This window comes from Janthinobacterium sp. CG3, from assembly GCF_000344615.1.
Lineage (GTDB): Bacteria > Pseudomonadota > Gammaproteobacteria > Burkholderiales > Burkholderiaceae_D > Janthinobacterium.
Map to the genome: position 1 here is coordinate 828,789 of NZ_KB467824.1, position 20,179 is coordinate 848,967.

Genomic DNA, 20,179 nt, shown 5'->3' on the forward strand with positions numbered 1-20,179 from the left:
CCGCGGCGGGGGCGGGAAGTCGCCAGCCAGTGGCATACCAGCGCGCGTGCGCGGGCACATGGCTGGCCGAAGGAAAACAGTCCTGCGAGCTGGAATATGAAACGCGCCATTTCCGAGGGACCGGCGTGCAAGCCGACTACGCGCGGTTGATCCGGGACTGGGGCGAAGGATACCGCAGAGGCGAGCGGCACGAAGCTGATCTCGCCTGGATTTATACGTTCGGACCGGACAAGCTGCGCGACTACGAGCGCGCATGGATGTGGATCAGCCTGGGTAAGGAGCGAAACTCGTCATTACCTTCCCATGTATTGTCGCAGCAAGAAAAAGAAGACATGCTAAACATGGTAAGGTCGCAGGTCGCCGAGCGCGTGCGCCTCAGGATCGCTATGCTAATCGAACCTGCGACCTGCGACCTGCGACCCGCGACCTGCGACCTGCGACCCGCTCACGCAATGCCAAGGAAACCATGAACAATCCGATCGAACTGTTGAAAGCCGCGGACATCGCCGACATGCCAGGCAGATCCAAAGCGCATCTGCTCAACCCCGACGCCGTGCGTGTTTCCAAGTCACTGGGCGGGGCCACCGGCCTGACCGATCTCGGTGTCCAGATGATGACCGTGATGCCGGGCCGGGAATACGCGGAATACCATCGCCACCTCTACGAAGAGCAATGCTTTTACATCCTGTCCGGTCGCGGCGAGGCGATAATCGATGAGAAAGCATACGCCCTCGGCGCCGGGGACTTTCTCGGCTTTCCGAAAAATGGCGTGGCCCACACCATATTGAACAATGGCGACGATCCCTTGGTTTTTCTGTGCGCGCGCGTCAATCTGGAGCAAGATGTGTGCGACTATCCGCGCCAGAAAAAACGTCTTTACATGAACGGGACCGAGGAAGTTCTGGTTGATTTCCGGGACATTCGCGTGGAAGGTCCCGCCTAAGCGTGCGAACTGAGCGGCGGGCGCCCGGCAACGGCGTCAGGGCGCGGGACAGGTCGCCACCTTGATCCAATCGCCGGACGCGGTTTTTTGCAAGCTCGCCGGCGTGGTGCTGAAGTACCAACCCAGGTAGCCGCCGCTGCCTGCCGCGAACACCGCGCCGAGGTAGTTGTTGGCGCGCGCCGCGAGCACGTGGTCCTTGTTCCGGTCGGTCTTGCATTCCACGCTGGCGAGCGCGCCGACCTGGATCGTTTTGCTGAACGGCGCCGACGTCAGCCCTTCGTTGTCGGTCGCGTCGACGCGGATGGTATAGGCGCCGTCGGCCAAGGGGTAGTCGGCGCCGACGCTGGCGCCGTTGACGCGCTGGTTCACCGCTTCGCCGCCCGCCGCGTTCGCGATAACAAGCCGCAGCGATACCACGCTGCCGTTGTCGCTGCCGGTGCATTCCACCCGGACGGGCGAACTGAGCGCGGTGGCGACCGGCTTGGCGCAGGCGACCGTGGGCGCGCCGGGGGCGCCTGTATCTATATACCACTGGTTGTTGTCGAACAGGAACTTGGTCAGATGCTCGGGGAAGTTGACGCGGGTGTTATCGATCCACGTGCCTGCATCGCCATGCTTGGAACCGCCCGGGCCGGCCGGCCACGCGTGCTTCATGCCCGGCACCCGCAGGTCGCCGATGCGTACCTTGTGCGCCGCATCCCGGAAGGCGGTGAACCTGCCGTTGCCGCCGGCGCCGCCGGCTACGTCGACCGTTGGATCGGCCGTGTTGGCGTTCCACATCAGCAGGTAGGCCTCCAGCGTACTGGCGCAGTGGGGCACGAGGATACTGCTGTCGCCGCAGGCCAGCGACACCACCTGTTTGTCGAGGGCGCCGGCGAACGAGGCCGCGTGCCGACCGCACAGCTCGCGCACTTGCCGCGGGGTGCGCACGGCCAGGCTTGCCGGCGAACCCAGCGTTGGCGCTTCGCCCAAACCGACGCCGGAGAAGACGTCCGGCGCCAGGCAGGCGAGCAATTGCGCCTCGCCGCCGCCGGCGGACAGGCCGCTGACATACACCTGGCGCGGATCGATCGCCAGTTCCGGCATCTGTTTCAGCTTGTCGACCAGGTTCAGCAACGGCCCGGCGTCGCGGTTGCCGCGGCTGTGCGGCGCTTCGTCGAACCAGTCGAAGCAGGCGCTCCCACTGATCTTCCCGCTGCCGCTGCGCGGGGTGTTCGGCTTGGTTGCCGCGACCACCACCATGCCATACTTTTCGGCCGTGGCCTCCCAGTTGAATCCTTTGTTGATCACGTGGCCCGACGCGCTCTGGCCGCAGCCGGGCAGGGCCAGCATCAACGCGCGCCTGCCGGCGGGCTTGCCGGCGTTGAGCGGCGCATTCGTCGGCACGTAGAGCCAGGTGTCGGTGAGTATCCCTAGCAGGCTTGGGTCGGTGATCTGGCGCCAGCTGCCGCTGGCGGGGATGGACTGGCCTTGCATCGGGTGCGTCTTGAAGAAGGTCCACGCCACGCGCGCCAGGTTCGGGCCTTTGTCGATGATCCAGGGGCCGCGTTCTCCGCCTGCCCACCAGTGGCCGCGCAGGCGCTCTTCCCGCAGCGCGACGTCGCTGTCCGGCGCATACGGGTCGTGCGCCAACGCCACCACGCCGGCGGCGGCGACCTGCTCGCTGGTGGCGTCGATGAGGAAGGTTTCCAGCAGGCTGAGATTGTTCGCGCCCCGGCCGTATTTGCTGTGCGTCCACGCCAAGCCGTCGGTGTTCGAGGCCAGCGGCGCCTCGTTCGGCGCGCTGGTGTCGATCGCCTTGCCGTCGGCGGCCAGCAAATTGGCCCAGGTCTTGACCAGGTTCATGCCGACGCTGATGGGCACGGTGCAATCCTTGGCATTGTGCACCACCATCACCGGCGCCTGGCGCAGCACGCTTTTGCCCATTTCCCGGCGCATCTCGGCGACGATCGCGGCGGCGTCGCGGTTCCACGACGTTTGCGGACTGCGCAACACGGTTGCGCAGTCTTGCTGGCCGGTATAAGTCTGGGTCGTTTCATTGAACGCAATGCCCTCGACGAAAACGGCGGAGGCGAACACGTCCGGGTAAGCCACCTGCGCGATGTTCGCCATCGCGGCGCCGGAGGAAACGCCGGTGATGTGCACGCGCCCGGGATCGATGCTGAATTCCCGCGCGACCTTGTCGACCATGCGCTTGATGTCGTGGACCTCGCCATTGCCGCGCTGGCGCTCGCGCGCCATCCAGTAGCCCCAGCAATTCGGGTTGCGCAGGTCATCGTCGTTCGGGCCGGTGCCGTCGGCGTTGGTATTGACGAACGGGTACAGCACGATGAAGCCTTCGGCCTCGGCCACTTCATGCATGCGGCTTTTTTCCAGCATCGCCAGGTCGGACTGGCGGCAGCCGTGCAGGCTGACGACGAGCGGCACGCGGGCGCCCGCACGGTAACTGCTGGGAACGTAGAGCGAGTAGAGGCGGTTGTCGGAGTTGCTGGCGGCGCTGTCGCGCGGCATGGGAATACTTCTGGTGAAACCTGTTGCGGCCAGTGCGAACCCGGCGCCACGGGCGTTGAAGCCGACGAGGGATAGCGTGGCCGCAACCGCAAAGGCGAGTAAATGGGTTTTCATGAAGGGGAGGGGGCTGAACCTGATGGAGAAAAGCGCCTTGGTGCGGATGGCGCCCGCCGGCTGTCGCTGAGGTGCTGCTTTGATATTACCCAGCTTGGGCCGCTCAGGTTTGATTATGCTCAATCCGGCACGGCGCGCGCGGGGTGCGCCGCTGTGACCTGACGGTCCGCCGGCGTCGCCTTAGCCGCGCTTGCGGCCGCTGCCCAGGTGGATCAGCAACTGCGCCAGCTCGTCCTGCATCGCCGCCGACAGGTTCAGGAAGCGGCAGCCGATCTGCACCTGCTCGCCCAGCAGGAAGGAGCGGAAGCCGCGCGACAGGCGGATTTCCAGGTCGGCGATCATGACCTTTTCCGGTCCCAGTTCCAGGCGCACGCGCGACAGCTTGCGCCCGACGTACAGGCCGATGGTGTCGCGCTTGCGCGCGCGCATGCCAACGCCGCCGACCGAGAAGTCGTACACCTGCAATTCATAGGGCCGGCCCTCCAGCACGAACGCGGCCAGGTGGTAGGCGCCCAGCGGCGCCTCCAGCCGGGGCGACTCGCGCCGCTCCAACACCAGGCATTGTTCGGGGAAATCGGCCGGCAGCAGCGTCGGCTGGTCCGCCAGACTGACCCAGCCGGAGCTGAGCGTGAACTGCAGCTTGGCGCTCTGGGTCAGGGCGACAAAGACGGCCGCGCCCGGCGGCAGGCAGGCGCCGTCGTTGAGTTCGATCACGAAATGCGGCAATTCCTCGTCGACCGACAGGATGCGCGCCATCAGCGCCACGCTGCTGTCGTTCGGGTAGATCGTCACCGCATCGCCGCTTTCGGCCAGCCGCGTCAGCGTCTCGCCGATATCCCAGGGGTCGGTCATGTGGTGCGGCTTGGCGCCGGGCGCGATGGGTTCGATGGCGTCCGACAGGCTCGGCGGACCCTTGCGCAGGGGATTCGGGGTTAAATCGTTCACGACAGCTTATCTCTTTAATCATTCCAGACTTCGGTGCGGGCGACACGCGCTTTTTCCTTGCTGTACGGCAATTTGAAACTGTACGACATCATGCGGCAGAACCGTCAAATTGTACAGCGGCAAAGCCGGGCCGGGCCGGTCCCGGCAGGGGGCGGCGCAAACCCGGCGCGAATAAGCCCTTAAAACTGCTCGTCGGCGCCGAGGTAGCGCCATTGGCCGGTGGGCAGGTCGCCCAGCTTGACGCGGCCGATGCGCACCCGTTTCAAGCCGACCACCTTCAGCCCGACCGCTTCGCACATGCGGCGGATCTGCCGCTTCTTGCCTTCGCGCAGCGTGAAGCTGAGCTGGTCGTCGTTTTGCCAGCGCACCTTGGCCGGCAGCAGCGCCTTGCCGTCGAGCCACAGGCCATGGTTCAGGCGCTTCAGGTCGGCGTCGGGCAGGCGCCCGCCCTTCGGATATTCGACCCGCACCAGGTACTCCTTGTCGATGTCGGTGTCGTGGCCGATCAATTGCTTGGCCACGCGCCCGTCCTGGGTCAGCACCAACAGGCCGACCGAGTCGATGTCGAGGCGGCCGGCGGCCACCAGGCTGCGCAACTGGGTCGGGTGGAACTGCTCGGCGGCCTTGCATTCGGCCCAGCGGTTCTCGGCGTTGATCAGGGCGATGGCCGGCGTGTAGCCGTCCTCGGCCTGGCCGCTGACATAGCCCATCGGCTTGTTGATCAACACGGTGACGCGCTTCGATTGCTCGGCCGCGGCCTGGCGTTCGACGGTGACGCGCTGGCTCGGGTAGACCTTGCTACCGAGCTCGGAGACCACCTTGCCGTCGACCCGTACCCAGCCGCGGGCGATCCATTCGTCGGCTTCGCGGCGCGAGGACAAGCCCAGTTCGGACATGCGTTTGGAGAGGCGTAATAATTCTTCGGTCATGGTTCTGTTTCAGTTCAGTCAATAGGGCAAAGGGCGGGGCGGCTCAAACCTTGAGCGCGTCGAGTAAATCGGTTTCCAGCAAAATCTGGTTGCGGGCGTTGTTCAGCGTGGCGCCGTCGACCAGGAAGACGTCCTCGACGCGCTCGCCCAGCGTCATGATCTTCGCCGTGTGCAGGTTGATGCGGTACTTGGTGAGCACGTTGGCGATCGCGTACAGCAGGCCGGTGCGGTCGTTGGCCGCCACCGACAGCAGGTAGTACTGGCCGCGTTCGTCCGGGCGCAGGTCGACCGTCGGTTGGATCGGGAAGGTGCGCGACAGGCGCGACAGGCGGCCCTTGCCGGGCGGCGGCAGCGGCGCCTGCGACTGCAGCAGTTCGCCCAGCTCGTGCTCGATCAGGCTGATGATGTCGCGGTAGCTCTTGGCGAAGCTCTGCTCGGTGACTAGGAAGGTGTCGAGCGCGTAGCCGTGCCGGGTGGTGTGGATTTTGGCGTCGAGGATGCTGAAGTTCTTGCGGTCGAAATAGCTGCAGATGCGCGCGAACAGGTCGGGCCGGTCGGCCGTGTAGACGGCCACCTGCAAACCCTCGCCGATCGGCGCCAGGCGGCATTTGACGACCGGCTTGCCGCTGTTCAGGCGGTCGTACAGCGAACGCGTCTGCCAGGCGATGTCGGAGGCGTCGTGGCGCAGGAAGTAGGCGACGTCGAGCTGGCGCCACAGCGCCTCGTGGGCGTCCGGCGGCAGCCCGTACAGGCGCAGCGTGGCCAGCGCCTCCTGCTGGCGGTTCTTCAGCTCGCGGTCGGCCGAGTGCGGCTCGCCGCCCAGCACGCGCAGGGTGATGCGGTACAGGTCTTCGAGCAGCTTGCCCTTCCAGGCGTTCCACACCTTCGGGCTGGTGCCGCGGATGTCGGCCACCGTCAGCAGGTACAGCGCCGTCAGGTGGCGCTCGTCGCGCACGCTCTTGGCGAAGGCGGCGATGACGTCGGGGTCGGACAGGTCCTGCTTTTGCGCCACGTGCGACATGGCCAGGTGGTTCTCGACCAGGAACACCACCAGTTCGCTGTCTTCGGCGTCGATGCCGTGCTCCTGGCAGAACTGGGCGGCGTCGACGGTGCCGAGCTTGGAGTGGTCGCCGCCGCGGCCCTTGGCGATGTCGTGGAACAGCGCGCCGACGTACAGCAGCCAGGGTTGGGCGAAATTGGCCATCAGCTGGCTGCAAAACGGGTATTCGTGGGCGTGCTCGGGCATCGTGAAGCGGCGCATGTTGCGTACCACCATCAGGATGTGCTGGTCCACCGTGTACACGTGGAACAGGTCGTGCTGCATCTGGCCGACGATGCGGCGGAAGTTCGGCAGGTAGCGTCCCAGCACGCTCAGGTCGTTCATGCGCCGCAGCGCGTGGATGATGCCCACCGGCGCCTGCAGGATGCGCAGGAACAGCGCGCGGTTGGCCGGGTTCTGGCGGAACGCGGTGTCGATCTTGAAGCGCTCGTGCCACAGCGCGCGGGTGGCGCGCGCGGTCATGCCCTTGAGTTCCGGGTGCTCGGTCATCAACAGGAAGATTTCCAGCATCGCCGACGGGTTGTGCACGAAGGTGTCGTCGGCGGCGATGTCGATCAGGCCGTTGACCTCGTTGAAGCGCGGGTTGATGGCGACCGCCTCGCCGCCCTGGTCGAACAGGCGGCTCTCGATGTTTTGCAGCAGGATGGTGTTGAGCTGGGTCACCGTCTTGGCGGCCCAGTAGTAGCGCTGCATCAGGTACTCGCTGGCGCGGCGCATGTGCGCGCCGCTGCCGGTGGCTTGCAGGCCGACCGACTCGGCGATGGCGGTCTGGACGTCGAACACCAGGCGGTCCTCGCGCCGGCCGGCGTGCAGGTGCAGGCGCACGCGGATGTCCTTGAAGGCGCGCTCCTTCTCCATCAACTGGCGCGCCTCGGTCTGGGTGATCAGGCCGCCGGTGGCCAGCGTGCGCCACGAACTGGCCAGCCCGGCCGCCTTGGCCACCCACAGGATCACCTGCAGGTCGCGCAGGCCGCCCGGGCTTTCCTTGCAGTTCGGCTCCAGGCTGAAGGCGGTGTCCTCGTACTTGGCGTGGCGCTGGCGCATCTCGGCCGTCTTGGCGTGGAAAAACGCCTGCGGGTCGAGCGCGTCCTGGTAGCGCCGCTGCATTTCAGCGAACAGGCTGGCGTCGCCGCACACCAGGCGCGCCTCCAGCAGGCTGGTCTGGACGGTGATGTCGGCGCGCGACTCGCTCATGCACTCGTCGACGGTGCGGATGCTGTGGCCGATTTCCAGGCCCAGGTCCCACAGCAGTTGCACCAGGCCCTCCAGGCGCTCCTGGACGGCGGCGTCGGGCGCGTGCGCCAGCAGGATCAGCAGGTCGACGTCGGAATACGGGAACAGCTCGCCGCGGCCGTAGCCGCCGACCCCGACCAGCGCGGTGTCGGCCGGCAGGCCGGCCTCGTGCCAGGCGCTGGCCAGCACCGCGTCGACGCTCTGGCGCAGCCGGCGCAGCAGCTTCTCCGGCTTGCCGTCCTCGGCGAAGCCGGCGACGACCAGTTGGCGCTCGGCTTTCAACTGGCGCTTGAGCTGTTCGCGCAGTTGCTGCTTCATCGCGGCGGCGGGCATCCGCGGCTTAGGCGGCGGCGTCGCCGGCGGCCGGCGCGGCGATGATCGCCGGCGGCGCCGGCATCAGCGGCGACACCGTCAGCACCTCGTAGCCGGTCTCTGTGACCAGCACGGTGTGTTCCCACTGCGCCGACAGGCTGCGGTCCTTGGTTTTGATGGTCCAGCCGTCGCCCATTTCGCGGATGTCGCGGCGGCCGGCGTTAATCATCGGCTCGACCGTGAAGATCATGCCCGCTTCGAGGCGCTCTAGCGTGCCGGGGCGCCCGTAATGCAAGACCTGCGGCTCCTCGTGGAAGACCTTGCCGATGCCGTGCCCGCAAAATTCGCGCACCACCGAGTAGCCGGCCTTTTCGGCGTGCTGCTGGATGGCGTGGCCGATGTCGCCCAGGTGGGCGCCCGGCTTGATCTTGGCGATGCCCAGCCACATGCACTCGAAGGTGATTTCCGACAGGCGCTTGGCCAGGATCGACGGCGTGCCGATGAAGTACATGCGGCTGTTGTCGCCGTGGTAGCCGTCCTTGATGACGGTGATGTCGAGGTTGACGACGTCGCCGTTCTTCAAGACCTTGTCGCCCGGGATGCCGTGGCAGATGACGTCGTTGACCGAGGTGCAGATCGCCTTCGGGTAGGGGGTGTAGCCGGGCGGGCAGTAGTTCAGCGGCGCCGGGATGGTGCCCTGGACGTTGACCATGTACTCGTGGCACAGGCGGTCCAGTTCGCCCGTGGTGACGCCGACCTTGACGAAGGGGGTGATGTAGTCGAGCACTTCGGCGCCGAGTTTGCCGGCCACGCGCATGCCTTCGATGTCTTCGGGGGTGTTGATACGGATAGTGGACATAATGGGTCGCATTCAGCAAAAGCGTAATGAATCGGTGGGCGGGCTGATCGGCGCCTCAGAGTCGGCGCCGGCCTGCGATATGCCGAAATTATAAACGACAAGGGGTGCCTGCGCGCCATCGGCGGCGGCGCCGTGCCGTTCAATTGGACGGCTTCGACGTCGAATTATTTAAAACCCGGGGCGTAAGCCCGGGGCCGGACCGCGGGGGCCGGACCCGGCTTCCTTGCCGCGGCTTGGTTGCGGCGTTGCCGGCCCGCTGACCGGAGCGCATGCGCGGCCGCCGCCAGGGGGCGATTCACGGCGCCAGCACAACCCGGTTGCGCCCGCCGTTCTTGGCCGCGTACAGCGCCTGGTCGGCGCACTGGATCAGCTGGTTCAGGGTGGCGTCGGCGCCTGGCGCCAGCACGGCCACGCCGATGCTGACCGATACCGGCAGCGCGCCGAAGTCGGTCGCGACGGGCGCGCCGCAGACGGCTTTGCGGATGCGCTCGGCCACTTCGAGCGCGCCGTCGTCGCCGCAGGCCGGCAGCACCACCATCAACTCTTCGCCGCCGTAGCGGCCCAGCGAGTCGTACGGGCGCAGCATGCGCGCCATGCGCCGGCTCACCTCGCACAGCACGGCGTCGCCGGCCAGGTGGCCGTGTTCGTCGTTGATGCGCTTGAAGTGGTCGAGGTCGGCGAACACCAGGGCGATGCCGGCGCGCTCGCGCCGTTGCCGCGCCAGCGCCTTTTGCAGCAGGTCGATGATGGCGCCGCGGTTGTAGATGCCGGTGAGCGCGTCGTGGCTGGCGCGCAGGCGCAGTTGCTGCTCCAGCTCGCAGATGCGCTTGCCGGCGCGCACCCGCACTTCGAGTTCCTCGACGTGGAAGGGCTTGCTGACGAAGTCGTCCGCGCCGGCCGTCATGGCCTCGACGATAAACGCCGTTTCGGTGCGCGAGGTCAGCATGATCACGTAGGTGTAGCTGTCGTTGCCGTTGCCGCGGATCATGCGGCACAGGTCGATGCCGTCCATGCCCGGCATCATCCAGTCGAGGATGGCCAGCATCGGCGCGTCGGCGCCGCTCAGGATCGCCTGCGCGCTGCGCCCGTCCGGCACGGCGACGACCTCGTAGCCCCAGTCTTGCAGCGCGTCCTGCAGGTACAGCAGCGACACCGGATCGTCGTCGGCGATCAAGATCTTCATAGTCCATCTCCACAATAAGACACCAGTTCGGCGGCCAGCGCGGCCGCCTCGGCGGCCAGCAGGGCCAGCGCCGCCGGCATGGCCGCCGGTTCGCGCCGGCGCGCCTGCAGTTCCAGCGTGTCGGCCGCCTGCGCCAGCGCCTGCGCGCTGAGCGTGGCGGCGGCGCCCTTGATGCGGTGCGCGGCGCGCTCGACGCCGGCCGCGTCGAGCGCGCCGACGGCGTCCTCCAGCGCCGCCAGCGACGCCGGCAGCGCCTGCAGGAAGGCCTGCGCCATGCTCTTGAGCAGCGCCTCCTTGCCGCGCGCGCGCTGGCGGGCGGCGTCCAGGTCGAAGGTGGCGAAGCGCGCCGCGCCGCGTTGCCGCTGTGGCTGCGGCGCCGGCTCGGGCGCGCGCGCCGGGGCGGCGCCGCCGGAGTCCGCCTCCAGCCGTTCCAGCAACTGGTCCGGGTCGATCGGCTTGGAGACGTAGTCGTCCATGCCGGCGGCCAGGCACAACTCGCGGTCTTCGCGCATCGCGTTGGCGGTCAGCGCGATGATGCGCAGGCGCCCGGCGCCGCCGCGTTCGCGCTCGCGCCGGCGGATCTCGCGGGTGGCCTGGTAGCCGTCCATCTCCGGCATTTGCCCGTCCATCAGCACGGCGTCGAAGGCGCCGCCCTCGAGCAGCTCGAGCGCCTCGCGGCCGTTGTTGGCCAGCGCGAACAGGTGGCCGCGCGCGCGCAGGATTTCCGTCACCAGCGTCTGGTTGATCGGGTGGTCCTCGGCGACCAGCACGCGCAGCACGCGCGCCGGCCCGGCCGGCATCGCCAGCACGCCGCCGGCGATGCGCGCCGCTTCGCGCGAGGCGATGCCGGCGGCCATCATGATGGCGTCGAACAGCTCCGACTGTTTGACGGGCTTGCGCAGGAAGCGCTGGATGCCCAGTTGCTCGCAGCGCGCCACCTCGCCGGCCGCGTCGCTCGACGAGAGCATCATGATGACGGTGTTGTCGACGCCGGGCAGTTGGCGGATCGCCTCGGCCAGCTCGAAGCCGTCGGCGTCGGGCATGCGCGCGTCCAGCAGGGCCAGCGGGAAGGAGGTGCCGGCCGCGCTCGCCAGGCGCAGCGCCGCCAGCGCCTGCCCGGCGTCGCTGGCCAGCGTCGGGCGCATGTTCCAGTTGGTCAGCGTCTGGCCGAGGATCAGGCGGTTGGTCTGGTTGTCGTCGACCACCAGCACCGCCATGTTGTCGAGCGCGCCGGCCTGCTGGGCGGGCGGCGGCGCCTCGGCCGCCAGCGCCAGGCGCAGCGTGAAGTGGAAGTCGGTGCCGCGCCCCGGTGCGCTGTCGACCCAGATTTTGCCGCCCATCAGCCCGACCAGTTGCGACACGATGGTCAGGCCGAGGCCGGTGCCGCCATACTCGCGCGTGGTCGAACTGTCGGCCTGGGCGAACGCGCGGAAGATGTTTTGCTGCTGTTCGGGGGCGATGCCGATGCCGGTGTCGGAGACGCAAAAGCGCAGTTGCGCGACGCCGTCGGACAAGGCCTGGCAGGCGACCCGGACCACCACCTCGCCCTGGCGGGTGAACTTCAAGGCGTTGCCGGCGAGGTTGATGACGATCTGCGCCAGCCGGCCCGGGTCGCCGACGAACCAGGCCGGCACGTCCGGCGCCACCTGGTAGGTCAGCTCCAGGCCCTTGTCGTTGGCGGTGGCGGCGAACGCCTTGAGGGTGTCGCCGAGCGATTCGCGCAGTTCGAAGGCGATGGCGTCGAGCTCGAGCTTGCCTTCCTCCATTTTCGAAAAATCCAGGATGTCGTTGAGCAGGCGCAGCAGGGAGCCGGCCGAGGTTTTGATCAATTGCATGTAGTCGCGCTGCTGCACCGTCAAGTCGGTTTTCAGCACCAGCGCCGTCAAGCCGATGACGCCGTTCATCGGCGTGCGGATTTCGTGGCTCATATTGGCCAGGAAGGCGCTCTTGGCGCGGCTGGCCGCCTCGGCGGCGTCCCTGGCCTGGCGCAACTCCGACTCGGCGCGGTTGCGTTCGGTGACGTCGTGCGCCACCGCGTACACCAGGCCGGAGGCGGTCGGCACCGCCTGCCAGGACAGGTTGCGGTAGGAGCCGTCCTTGCAGCGGTAGCGGTTTTCAAACTGCTCGGTGCGCTTGCCGTCGGCCAGCTCCCGCGCCTCGTGGCCGGTGGCGGGGCGGTCGTCGGGGTGGATGAAGTCCAGGTAGGGCCGGGCGCTGAGCTCGTCCGTGCTGTAGCCCAGGGTTTTTTCCCAGGCCGGGTTGAGGCGCTTGAAGTGGCCGTCCACCGAGGCGATGCACAACAAGTCCAGCGACAGGTCGAAAAACTTGTTGAGTTCCTCCTCGGCCTGGCTGTGCTCGGTAATGTCGCTGTTGATGATCAGCGTCACGGTGGACTGGCTGTGCTCGTCGACGTGGCGCGCCTGGCGCGAGGCGACCACGGCGCGGCTGCCGTCGCGCCGCGCGTGGATCAGCCGGCCCTCCCAGCGGCCGTGCTGGCGCAGCGTCGCGGCGATCCCGGCCGGCGCCGCCGCGCCGGCGTCGAGCAGCGCGGCGAGTTCGCGCCCGAGCGCATGCTCGCGGCTCCAGCCGTACATTTCCTGGGCGCCGTGGTTCCAGTAGGCGACGCGCTCGCCCGCGTCGAGCACGATGATGGCGTCGTGCGCCAGGTCGAGCAGGTCGGCCTGGCGCTGCAGCTCCTGGGTGCGCTCGCGCACGCGCCGCTCCAGTTCCGCCGCGTTCGACAGCAACTGCGCCTCCTTGTCGGCGACGGCGGCGGCCATGCGCTTGAATTCGCGCGCCAACTCGCCCAGTTCGTCGGCGCCGGCGCTCGGCAGCCCGGCGTCGCGTTCGCCGTGGCCGAAATGCGCGACCGCGCGCCGCAGCGTGTGCAGCGGGCGCGTGATGGTGCGCGCCAGCCAGACCGCGATGGCCGAACCGAGCAGCAGGATCAGCGCGCCCATCGCCAGCAGGGCCTGGCCGAAGTCGCGCACCGGCAGCGACGCCTCGGCCTGGCTGATTTTGGTGATCAGGCCGAGCTTGTGGCGCGGCAGCCAGCGGTAGATGGTGATCGACGGCACGCCGCGGTAGTCGTCGCTGAACAGCACGCCGCTGTTGCCGGCCAGGCAAAGCTGCACGGCGCGGCTGCGCGCCTGCAGGCGCAGCGCGCCCGGCTGCTTGAGGAAGCGCGGCTGGGTGACGAACTGCGCGGCCTGGTTGACCAGGAAAACCTCGTCGGAATAATGCACGCCGCTGCGCTGGAGCATGATGCGGTTCAGGCCGTCGAGGTCGATCCAGCCGGCCAGCACCCCCAGCAGGGCGCCGTCGGCGGCCTTGATGGGCGCGCTCACGGCGATGGCGGCGGCGTTGACGAAGCGCGACAGGTGCGGCGGCTGCATAAAATAGCCGTGCTTGCCGTTGAGGAAAAACGGCTGCTCGACGGCGGCGGCGCCGACGGCGGCGGCGCTGGTGGCGGCGAGCAGGCGGCCGCTGTCCGGGTCGGCGATGGCCAGCATGATGAATTCGCTCGGTTGCAGCCGGGTGTGCGGCAGCAGTTCGTCCGAGGCGCGCGCCATCGCCGCCGGCCGCGCGGCGCCGCGCGCGGCCAGCGCGGCGGCCAGCGCCGGGGCGGCGGCGATCAGCTCGATGCGGCCTTGCTGGAGCGCGATCAGGCGGTCGATCTGCGCCTCCTTTTCCAGCGCCGAGGACAGCAGTTCCGAGACGGCGGCGCCCTCCAGCGCGTCGCGCCCGCTGCCAAACGACAGCGTGCCGACCACCGCCAGCAGCGCCGCGGCGAAGGCGACGAACACCAGCGTAATGCGCAGCGTCACGCCGAAGCGCGGCGTCATGCGCGCACCCGCGCCGCGCGCGCGGCCGTTCCCCGGCGGTGCCGCAGCCCGTGCAGCACCGCCGCCGCGCCGGCCAGCAGCAGGGCCGCCGGGACCCACACCTCGAGCGCCCGGCCGCGGCGCCGCTCGGCCACGGCCACGCGCATTTTCGCCGATTTGGCGGCCGCCGTGAAGCGGTCCTTCCAGGCGTAGACGTCGGCGAGGCGGGCGCCGCCGGCCGGCTCGACGAGGTAGCTGATGCCTTCCTCCTGGTAGTCGACGACGACGCCGGAGTCCGGCTCGAGCCACAGCGTGCCGGCGAAGTCGGTGTGTACGCGAAAGCGCTCGGGCACGTCGGGCAGGTGGCTGTAGCCGTCGGTCTCGTCGAGTCCGGTGGCGCCGATGTGGTACATGTGCACCAGCACGCCGTCCATTTCCAGCGCGCGCTCGAAGGTGGCGCGGCACAGGCCGATGAACTGGGTGTCCCAATAGTCGAAGTTCTTCGCGTCGGCGTGGCGCGGGAACAGGAACTGGCCGCCGCGCACCGCGCCGCCGTAGCCGGGCAGGTTGCGGCGGGTGTGGCGGTCGACGCCGAAAATGGCGCTGCTCTCGTATTCGACGACGCCGGCCTTGTTGGTCCAGTGCATGTCGCCCTGGATGATGGCGTGGCCCGCCGAGCTCACCAGCGCCTGGTCGACCCGGCGCGCCACCAGCGACGAGCTGGTCCATTCCGCGTCGGCGTGCTCGCGCGCGCGGGTGCTGGCGTCGAAGCTGGTCTCGCTGGCGTAGTCGGCGGGAATGCGCAGCAATTGCGGCGCAATATAGAAGTATTGCGCCGCCGCCAGCGGCCAGCAGGCCATTCCGAGTCCGAGTAAGGCGCTGCGCACGCTCATATCGCTGGGTTCCTCCTGTCGCGGAAGTGGAGCATGGTGGCGGTGGCGGGCAGGCGCCGTGACGGGCAAACACGGCCGCGTCCGCCGCCTGCGGACTTGATATATGTCATGCTAGCAGGATTGCCCATCGCCGTCGCGGAAAATTCCAGCGGCGCGCAACGCTTGATCTGCGCGGCGGTTGTGGAGTACAATCTCGGGTTGCTTGAATCAGGTTTTTGAGCAATGTTGTAAATCAACCAAAAGTTAGTTTAAGTAGTTTATAAATAATGCGAATCCGGTCGACAAGGGTGCCTCTATGGTGACTGATCGGATTCCAGACCCAACCCTGGAGTTTACTATGTCCGTAACAATGCGTGAAATGCTGGAAGCCGGTGTCCATTTCGGTCACCAAACCCGTTTTTGGAACCCAAAAATGGCCCCGTTCATTTTCGGTCACCGCAACAAGATCCATATCATCAACTTGGAAAAGACGATGGCTATGTATCAGGAAGCGATGAAGCATGTGCGTCAATTGGCGTCCAACCGCGGCACCATCCTGATGGTCGGCACCAAGCGTCAAGCGCGCGAGATCATCGCCGCTGAAGCGCAACGCGCCGGCGTGCCTTTCGTCGACCAGCGTTGGTTGGGCGGTATGCTGACCAACTTCAAAACGATCAAGACCTCGATCAAGCGCCTGAAAGACATGGAAGCGCAAATCGAAGACGGCTCCGTCGAGAAGCTGTCGAAAAAAGAAGCGCTGATGTTTGAACGCGAAATGGTCAAGCTGCAAAAGTCCATCGGCGGTATCAAGGACATGGGTGGCGTTCCTGACGCTATTTTCGTCGTCGACGTCGGCTACCACAAGGGTGCCATCACCGAAGCGGCGAAACTGGGCATCCCGGTCATCGGCGTGGTTGACACCAACCACTCGCCCGAAGGCGTGAACTTCGTTATCCCTGGTAACGACGACTCGTCCAAAGCGATCATGCTGTACGCCCGCGGTGTGGCTGACGCCATCATCGAAGGCCGTGCCGCGGCCGGCAACGAAGTCGTTGAAATGATCAAGGCCGGCGCTGGCGACGAATTCGTTGAAGTGAGCGAGCAAGCGTAAGCGCAAGTCTGTCGTTCGATAGCTTGACAATGCAGTAGAGAAGAAGGGGGTGGCAGCAGCTCCCCCTTTTTTTTAATCAAAATAGTATGGGGCGCGGCGGGTCCGACACTTTTGATCCCCCCTCATCACATCCACCGAATCAGGAGAAACACATGGCAGCGATTACAGCAGCGATGGTAGGCGAATTGCGCGGCAAGACCGACGCACCAATGATGGAATGCAAAAAAGCGCTGACCGAGGCCGAAGGCGACATGGCGCGCGCGGAAGAGATCCTGCGCGTCAAACTGGGCGGCAAGGCTTCCAAGGCGTCCTCGCGCATCACCGCCGAAGGCGTGGTTGCGACGTTCATCGCCGGCGGCGTTGGCGCCCTGGTTGAAGTGAACAGCGAAACCGACTTCGTGGCCAAAAACGACGACTTCCTGGCACTGGCGAACAACGCCGCGCGCCTGGTCGCCGAGCACAACCCGGCCGACGTCGCCGCCCTGCTGGCCCTGCCGCTGGACGGCAAGACGCTGGACGAGGTGCGCGCCGCCCTGATCGGCAAAATCGGCGAGAACATGTCGATCCGCCGCTTCCAGCGTTTCGACACCAGCGCCAAGCTGGCCTCCTACCTGCACGGCGCGCGCATCGGCGTGATCGTCGAATACGACGGCGCCGACGAGCAAGTCGGTAAAGACGTGGCGATGCACATCGCGGCGATGAAGCCGGTGTCGCTGTCGTCGGACGAAGTGCCCGCCGAACTGATCGAAAAAGAGCGTTCGGTGGCAAAACTGAAAGCCGAAGAAGACGCCGTCAAGGCCGCGGCCGAAGGCAAGCCGGCGCAATCGGCCGAGATCCTGGCGAAGCGCCTGGAAGGCTCCGTGCAGAAGTACCTGAAGGAAGTATCCTTGCTGAACCAGGCTTTCGTGAAAAACGACAAGCTGTCGGTTGAGCAGATGCTGAAAGCGGCCGCCACCAGCGTGAAATCGTTCACGATGTTCGTCGTCGGCGAAGGCATTGAGAAAAAGCAAGACGACTTCGCCGCCGAAGTCGCGGCGCAAATCGCCGCCTCCCAGGGAGCGTAATTAGAAAGCGGGCCGAGAGGCCCGTTTTTTTGGCGCGCCGCGCCGGCCTCCCGGGCCGGGGCGGCGCGCGGCGGCAGGCGGCAACGCCGCCGCCCATTTGCCCGCCGCTCCCGGCCCTGCCCGGACGCCGGCGGAGGTGCCGGGCGCTATCGTGTGGCGCCGCGGGCATGTCATACTCGAATAACCTTATTTATGGAGCACCAGCTCATGTCAAAACCAGCCTATAAGCGCGTCCTCCTCAAACTGTCCGGCGAAGCCCTGATGGGCGACGACCCGTACGGCATCAACCGCGCCACCATCGAGCGCATGGTCGCCGACGTGGCCGAGGTGGCGAAGTTGGGCGTGGAACTGGCAATCGTCATCGGCGGGGGCAACATCTTCCGCGGCGTCGCGCCCGGCGCCCAGGGCATGGACCGCGCCACCGCCGACTACATGGGCATGCTGGCGACGGTGATGAACGCCCTGGCGCTGGGCGACGCCATGCGCCACGTCGGCATCACCGCCCGCGTCATGTCGGCCATCGGCATCGAGCAGGTGGTCGAGCCCTACGTGCGCCCGAAAGCGCTGCAATACCTGGAAGAGGGCAAGGTGGTGGTGTTCGCCGCCGGCACCGGCAACCCCTTCTTCACCACCGATACCGCGGCCGCGCTGCGCGGTTCGGAAATCAGCGCCGAAATCGTGCTCAAGGCAACCAAGGTCGACGGCGTCTACACGGCCGACCCGAAAAAGGACCCGCACGCCACCCGCTTTGAAACCATCACCTTCGACGAAGCCATTTCCAAGCACCTGCAGGTGATGGACGCGACCGCGTTCGCGCTGTGCCGCGACCAGAAACTGCCGATCAAGGTGTTTTCCATCGTCAAGCCGGGCGCGCTGATGCGTGTCATCATGGGCGAAGATGAAGGTACACTGGTCCACGTTTAAGTTTTATGTTAGTACTATTATTTAATTAACACACAGGAGAGCAGCATGTCCTTAGCTGACGTTAAAAAGAACACGCAGGAACGCATGAGCAAGTCGCTCGACACCCTGAAGGCCGACCTGGCCAAGGTGCGCACCGGGCGCGCCCACACCGGCATCCTCGACCATGTGATGGTCGAGTACTACGGCAACCCGACCGCGCTGTCGCAGGTCGCCAACGTCACCCTGATGGACGCCCGCACCATCGGCGTGCAGCCGTTCGAGAAGAAAATGGCCGCCACCATCGAGAAGGCGATCCGCGACGCCGACCTGGGCCTGAACCCGTCGTCGCAGGGCGACATGATCCGCGTGCCGACCCCGCCGCTGACCGAGGAGCGGCGCAAGGAAATGGTCAAGCTGGTCAAGACCGAGGCGGAAGACGCCAAGATCGCGGTGCGCAACATCCGCCGCGACGCCAACGAGTCGCTGAAAAAGCTGGTCAAGGACAAGGCTTGCTCCGAAGACGACGAGCGCCGCGCCTCCGACGAGGTGCAGAAGCTGACCGACAAGGCGATCGCCGACATCGACCGCATGGTCGTCGACAAGGAAAAAGAAGTGCTGACCGTCTAGCGTTTGCGCCGGCCGCGCCGCCCGGCGGCGCGGCCGTTCCGCGTTCGCGTTCGACTAAAGAGCGCACCCATTTCATTTTTCTTGCCATAATGTTTTCATGATACATACGAGTTCCACCACAGCCGTACCGGAAGCGCCGCGGGTGCCGCGCCATGTCGCCGTCATCATGGATGGCAATGGCCGCTGGGCAACTAAGCGCTTCCTGCCGCGCGTGGCCGGCCATGTCAAGGGCGCCGACGCGGTGCGCCGCGTCGTCGAGGCCTGCGTCGATCGCGGCGTCGAGTACCTGACGCTGTTCGCCTTCAGCTCCGAAAACTGGCGCCGGCCCGAGGAGGAGGTGTCCTTGCTGATGCGCCTGTTCGTGACGATGCTCGAACGCGAAGTGGCGAAAATGCACGCCAACAACATCCGCCTGAAGGTGGTCGGCGACCTGTCGCGCTTCAACGACAAGCTGCGCGGCATGATCGCCAACGCCGAGCGCAAGACCGCCAACAACAGCCGCCTGACCGTGACCATTTGCGCCAACTATGGCGGACGCTGGGATATCATGCAGGCGGTCAACAAAATGGCGGCCGCGCGCCCCGGCGCCTTGGACTTCACCGAAGAGCAACTGGCGCCGCACCTGGCGATGGCCTACGCGCCCGAGCCCGACCTGTTCATCCGCACCGGCGGCGAGCAACGCGTCTCCAACTTCCTGCTGTGGCAGCTCGCCTACACCGAACTGTACTTCACCGACACCTACTGGCCCGATTTCGACAACGCCAGCCTGGACGCGGCCATCGCCTCCTACCAGCAACGGGAGCGGCGCTTCGGCCGCACCGGCGCGCAACTGGCGGAAAAGACAAACTGATGCTGAAAACTCGGATTATCACCGCCGTCGTCCTGCTGGCGGTCTTGCTGCCGGTTCTGTTCTTCAATTACTTCCCCGCCTTCGCGGCCACCGCGACGCTGTTCCTCGGCGCCGCCGTGTGGGAAAGCTTGCGCCTGTTTAAAAACCGCTACGCGCTGCCGCTGGCGCTGGTCTGCGCCGGCGCCTTCGCCTACACCTTCCTGTACAGCGGCGTCGACGCCCAGCCGCAGTTCTGGTTCGCGCTGTGCTGCGCCATCTGGCTGCTGCGCTTCGCGCCGGCGCTGGCGACCGGCCTGCCGCCGCCCGAGGGCGCCGGCAACACCATGCTCAGCGTGGTCTACGCCATCGCCATCGTCGGCAGCTTCGTCGCCATCGTCGCGCTGATGCGCCACTCGGCGGCGTACCTGTTGTCGGTGATGGCGCTGGTGTGGATCGCCGACGTCGGCGCCTACTTCTCCGGCAAGGCCTTCGGCAAGCGCAAGCTGGCGCCGTCGATTTCTCCCGGCAAGTCGTGGGAGGGCGCCATCGGCGGCGGCGTCGCCGTGCTGGCGCTGTCGACGCTGAGCGTGCTGTTGGCGCCGTCCGCGCCGGCGCTGGCCGACACCTTCGCGGTGCGCCTGCAGGCGGCCTTCGGCTGGCCGCAGGCGCTGTTGTTGCTGGTGCTGGTGGTGGCCGCCAGCGTCGTCGGCGACCTGTTTGAATCCATGCTCAAGCGCCGCGCCGGCATCAAGGACAGCAGCCATCTGCTGCCGGGCCACGGCGGCGTACTCGACCGCATCGACGCGCTGGTGCCGGTGCTGCCGCTGGCCGCGCTGCTCGGCGCCTGGCTGTGAAGGACT

The 20,179-nt window shown here is 66.8% G+C and carries 16 protein-coding genes; 8 read left to right on the forward strand and 8 right to left on the reverse strand.

Translation table 11 applies throughout. The features are described from left to right. Window positions 1-29 precede the first annotated feature (29 nt). A complete protein-coding gene (locus tag JANGC3_RS0103690) occupies window positions 30-470 on the forward strand; it encodes a hypothetical protein (RefSeq protein ID WP_157406434.1) in 441 nt (146 codons plus the stop codon). Continuing rightward, window positions 467-943: a cupin domain-containing protein gene (locus JANGC3_RS0103695; protein ID WP_017875137.1), complete on the forward strand. Its 477-nt coding sequence runs from the start codon at window positions 467-469 to the stop codon at window positions 941-943. Before JANGC3_RS0103690 ends, JANGC3_RS0103695 begins: the two co-directional genes overlap by 4 nt. A gap of 36 nt (window positions 944-979) precedes the next feature. Here the strand turns inward: JANGC3_RS0103695 and JANGC3_RS0103700 are convergent, their stop codons facing one another. From JANGC3_RS0103700 to JANGC3_RS0103735, 8 genes are all read right to left on the reverse strand, one after another. Then, window positions 980-3,454 (reverse strand): extracellular catalytic domain type 1 short-chain-length polyhydroxyalkanoate depolymerase, encoded by a 2,475-nt coding sequence (locus JANGC3_RS0103700; RefSeq protein WP_017875138.1) that lies wholly within the window; start codon window positions 3,452-3,454, stop codon window positions 980-982. A 294-nt stretch (window positions 3,455-3,748) separates the two neighbouring features. Beyond that, window positions 3,749-4,513, reverse strand: a complete 765-nt coding sequence (locus JANGC3_RS0103705) for a flagellar brake protein (RefSeq protein WP_017875139.1) — start codon at window positions 4,511-4,513, stop codon at window positions 3,749-3,751. Window positions 4,514-4,692: 179 nt separating this feature from the next. Next, entirely contained in the window at window positions 4,693-5,442 is a 750-nt protein-coding gene (locus JANGC3_RS0103710) for a pseudouridine synthase (RefSeq protein WP_026132501.1), read from the reverse strand. 43 nt (window positions 5,443-5,485) lie between these two features. Beyond that, window positions 5,486-8,053, reverse strand: a complete 2,568-nt coding sequence (locus tag JANGC3_RS0103715) for a [protein-PII] uridylyltransferase (RefSeq protein WP_017875141.1) — start codon at window positions 8,051-8,053, stop codon at window positions 5,486-5,488. A gap of 22 nt (window positions 8,054-8,075) precedes the next feature. Then, the gene (gene map, locus JANGC3_RS0103720; protein ID WP_017875142.1) at window positions 8,076-8,906 is read right to left on the reverse strand and encodes a type I methionyl aminopeptidase; all 831 of its coding nucleotides are present in this window, start codon (window positions 8,904-8,906) and stop codon (window positions 8,076-8,078) included. A 295-nt stretch (window positions 8,907-9,201) separates the two neighbouring features. Further along, window positions 9,202-10,089 (reverse strand): GGDEF domain-containing protein, encoded by an 888-nt coding sequence (locus JANGC3_RS0103725; RefSeq protein WP_017875143.1) that lies wholly within the window; start codon window positions 10,087-10,089, stop codon window positions 9,202-9,204. Further along, window positions 10,086-13,934: a response regulator gene (locus JANGC3_RS30585; protein ID WP_017875144.1), complete on the reverse strand. Its 3,849-nt coding sequence runs from the start codon at window positions 13,932-13,934 to the stop codon at window positions 10,086-10,088. Before JANGC3_RS30585 ends, JANGC3_RS0103725 begins: the two co-directional genes overlap by 4 nt. Then, window positions 13,931-14,806 (reverse strand): porin PorA family protein, encoded by an 876-nt coding sequence (locus JANGC3_RS0103735; protein WP_081611750.1) that lies wholly within the window; start codon window positions 14,804-14,806, stop codon window positions 13,931-13,933. Before JANGC3_RS0103735 ends, JANGC3_RS30585 begins: the two co-directional genes overlap by 4 nt. Window positions 14,807-15,143: 337 nt before the next feature. On the opposite strand from JANGC3_RS0103735, the gene rpsB reads away from it, so the two are divergent. From rpsB to JANGC3_RS0103765, 6 genes are all read left to right on the forward strand, one after another. Beyond that, window positions 15,144-15,896: a 30S ribosomal protein S2 gene (gene rpsB, locus JANGC3_RS0103740; protein WP_017875146.1), complete on the forward strand. Its 753-nt coding sequence runs from the start codon at window positions 15,144-15,146 to the stop codon at window positions 15,894-15,896. Between the two features lie 152 nt (window positions 15,897-16,048). Then, window positions 16,049-16,960, forward strand: coding sequence for a translation elongation factor Ts (gene tsf, locus JANGC3_RS0103745; protein WP_026132503.1), 912 nt, complete (start codon window positions 16,049-16,051; stop codon window positions 16,958-16,960). Between the two features lie 207 nt (window positions 16,961-17,167). Further along, window positions 17,168-17,884, forward strand: coding sequence for a UMP kinase (gene pyrH, locus JANGC3_RS0103750; protein ID WP_017875148.1), 717 nt, complete (start codon window positions 17,168-17,170; stop codon window positions 17,882-17,884). 45 nt (window positions 17,885-17,929) lie between these two features. Continuing rightward, window positions 17,930-18,490 (forward strand): ribosome recycling factor, encoded by a 561-nt coding sequence (gene frr / locus JANGC3_RS0103755; protein ID WP_026132504.1) that lies wholly within the window; start codon window positions 17,930-17,932, stop codon window positions 18,488-18,490. 97 nt (window positions 18,491-18,587) lie between these two features. Next, window positions 18,588-19,340 carry a polyprenyl diphosphate synthase gene (gene uppS, locus JANGC3_RS0103760; protein ID WP_026132505.1) on the forward strand — a complete coding sequence of 251 codons (753 nt, stop codon included), beginning with the start codon at window positions 18,588-18,590 and terminating at the stop codon, window positions 19,338-19,340. Continuing rightward, entirely contained in the window at window positions 19,340-20,173 is an 834-nt protein-coding gene (locus tag JANGC3_RS0103765) for a phosphatidate cytidylyltransferase (protein ID WP_017875151.1), read from the forward strand. The genes uppS and JANGC3_RS0103765 overlap by 1 nt, the downstream gene beginning before the upstream one ends. Window positions 20,174-20,179 lie beyond the last annotated feature (6 nt).

Coding starts and splice junctions, on each gene's coding strand:
- JANGC3_RS0103695 (WP_017875137.1), top strand. CDS start 467: ATGAACAATCCGATCGAACTGTTGAAAGCCGCGGACATCGCCGACATG.
- JANGC3_RS0103700 (WP_017875138.1), bottom strand. CDS start 3,454: ATGCCGCGCGACAGCGCCGCCAGCAACTCCGACAACCGCCTCTACTCG.
- JANGC3_RS0103710 (WP_026132501.1), bottom strand. CDS start 5,442: ATGACCGAAGAATTATTACGCCTCTCCAAACGCATGTCCGAACTGGGC.
- JANGC3_RS0103715 (WP_017875141.1), bottom strand. CDS start 8,053: ATGAAGCAGCAACTGCGCGAACAGCTCAAGCGCCAGTTGAAAGCCGAG.
- map (WP_017875142.1), bottom strand. CDS start 8,906: ATGTCCACTATCCGTATCAACACCCCCGAAGACATCGAAGGCATGCGC.
- JANGC3_RS0103725 (WP_017875143.1), bottom strand. CDS start 10,089: ATGAAGATCTTGATCGCCGACGACGATCCGGTGTCGCTGCTGTACCTG.
- JANGC3_RS30585 (WP_017875144.1), bottom strand. CDS start 13,934: ATGACGCCGCGCTTCGGCGTGACGCTGCGCATTACGCTGGTGTTCGTC.
- JANGC3_RS0103735 (WP_081611750.1), bottom strand. CDS start 14,806: ATGAGCGTGCGCAGCGCCTTACTCGGACTCGGAATGGCCTGCTGGCCG.
- rpsB (WP_017875146.1), top strand. CDS start 15,144: ATGTCCGTAACAATGCGTGAAATGCTGGAAGCCGGTGTCCATTTCGGT.
- tsf (WP_026132503.1), top strand. CDS start 16,049: ATGGCAGCGATTACAGCAGCGATGGTAGGCGAATTGCGCGGCAAGACC.
- pyrH (WP_017875148.1), top strand. CDS start 17,168: ATGTCAAAACCAGCCTATAAGCGCGTCCTCCTCAAACTGTCCGGCGAA.
- frr (WP_026132504.1), top strand. CDS start 17,930: ATGTCCTTAGCTGACGTTAAAAAGAACACGCAGGAACGCATGAGCAAG.
- uppS (WP_026132505.1), top strand. CDS start 18,588: ATGATACATACGAGTTCCACCACAGCCGTACCGGAAGCGCCGCGGGTG.
- JANGC3_RS0103765 (WP_017875151.1), top strand. CDS start 19,340: ATGCTGAAAACTCGGATTATCACCGCCGTCGTCCTGCTGGCGGTCTTG.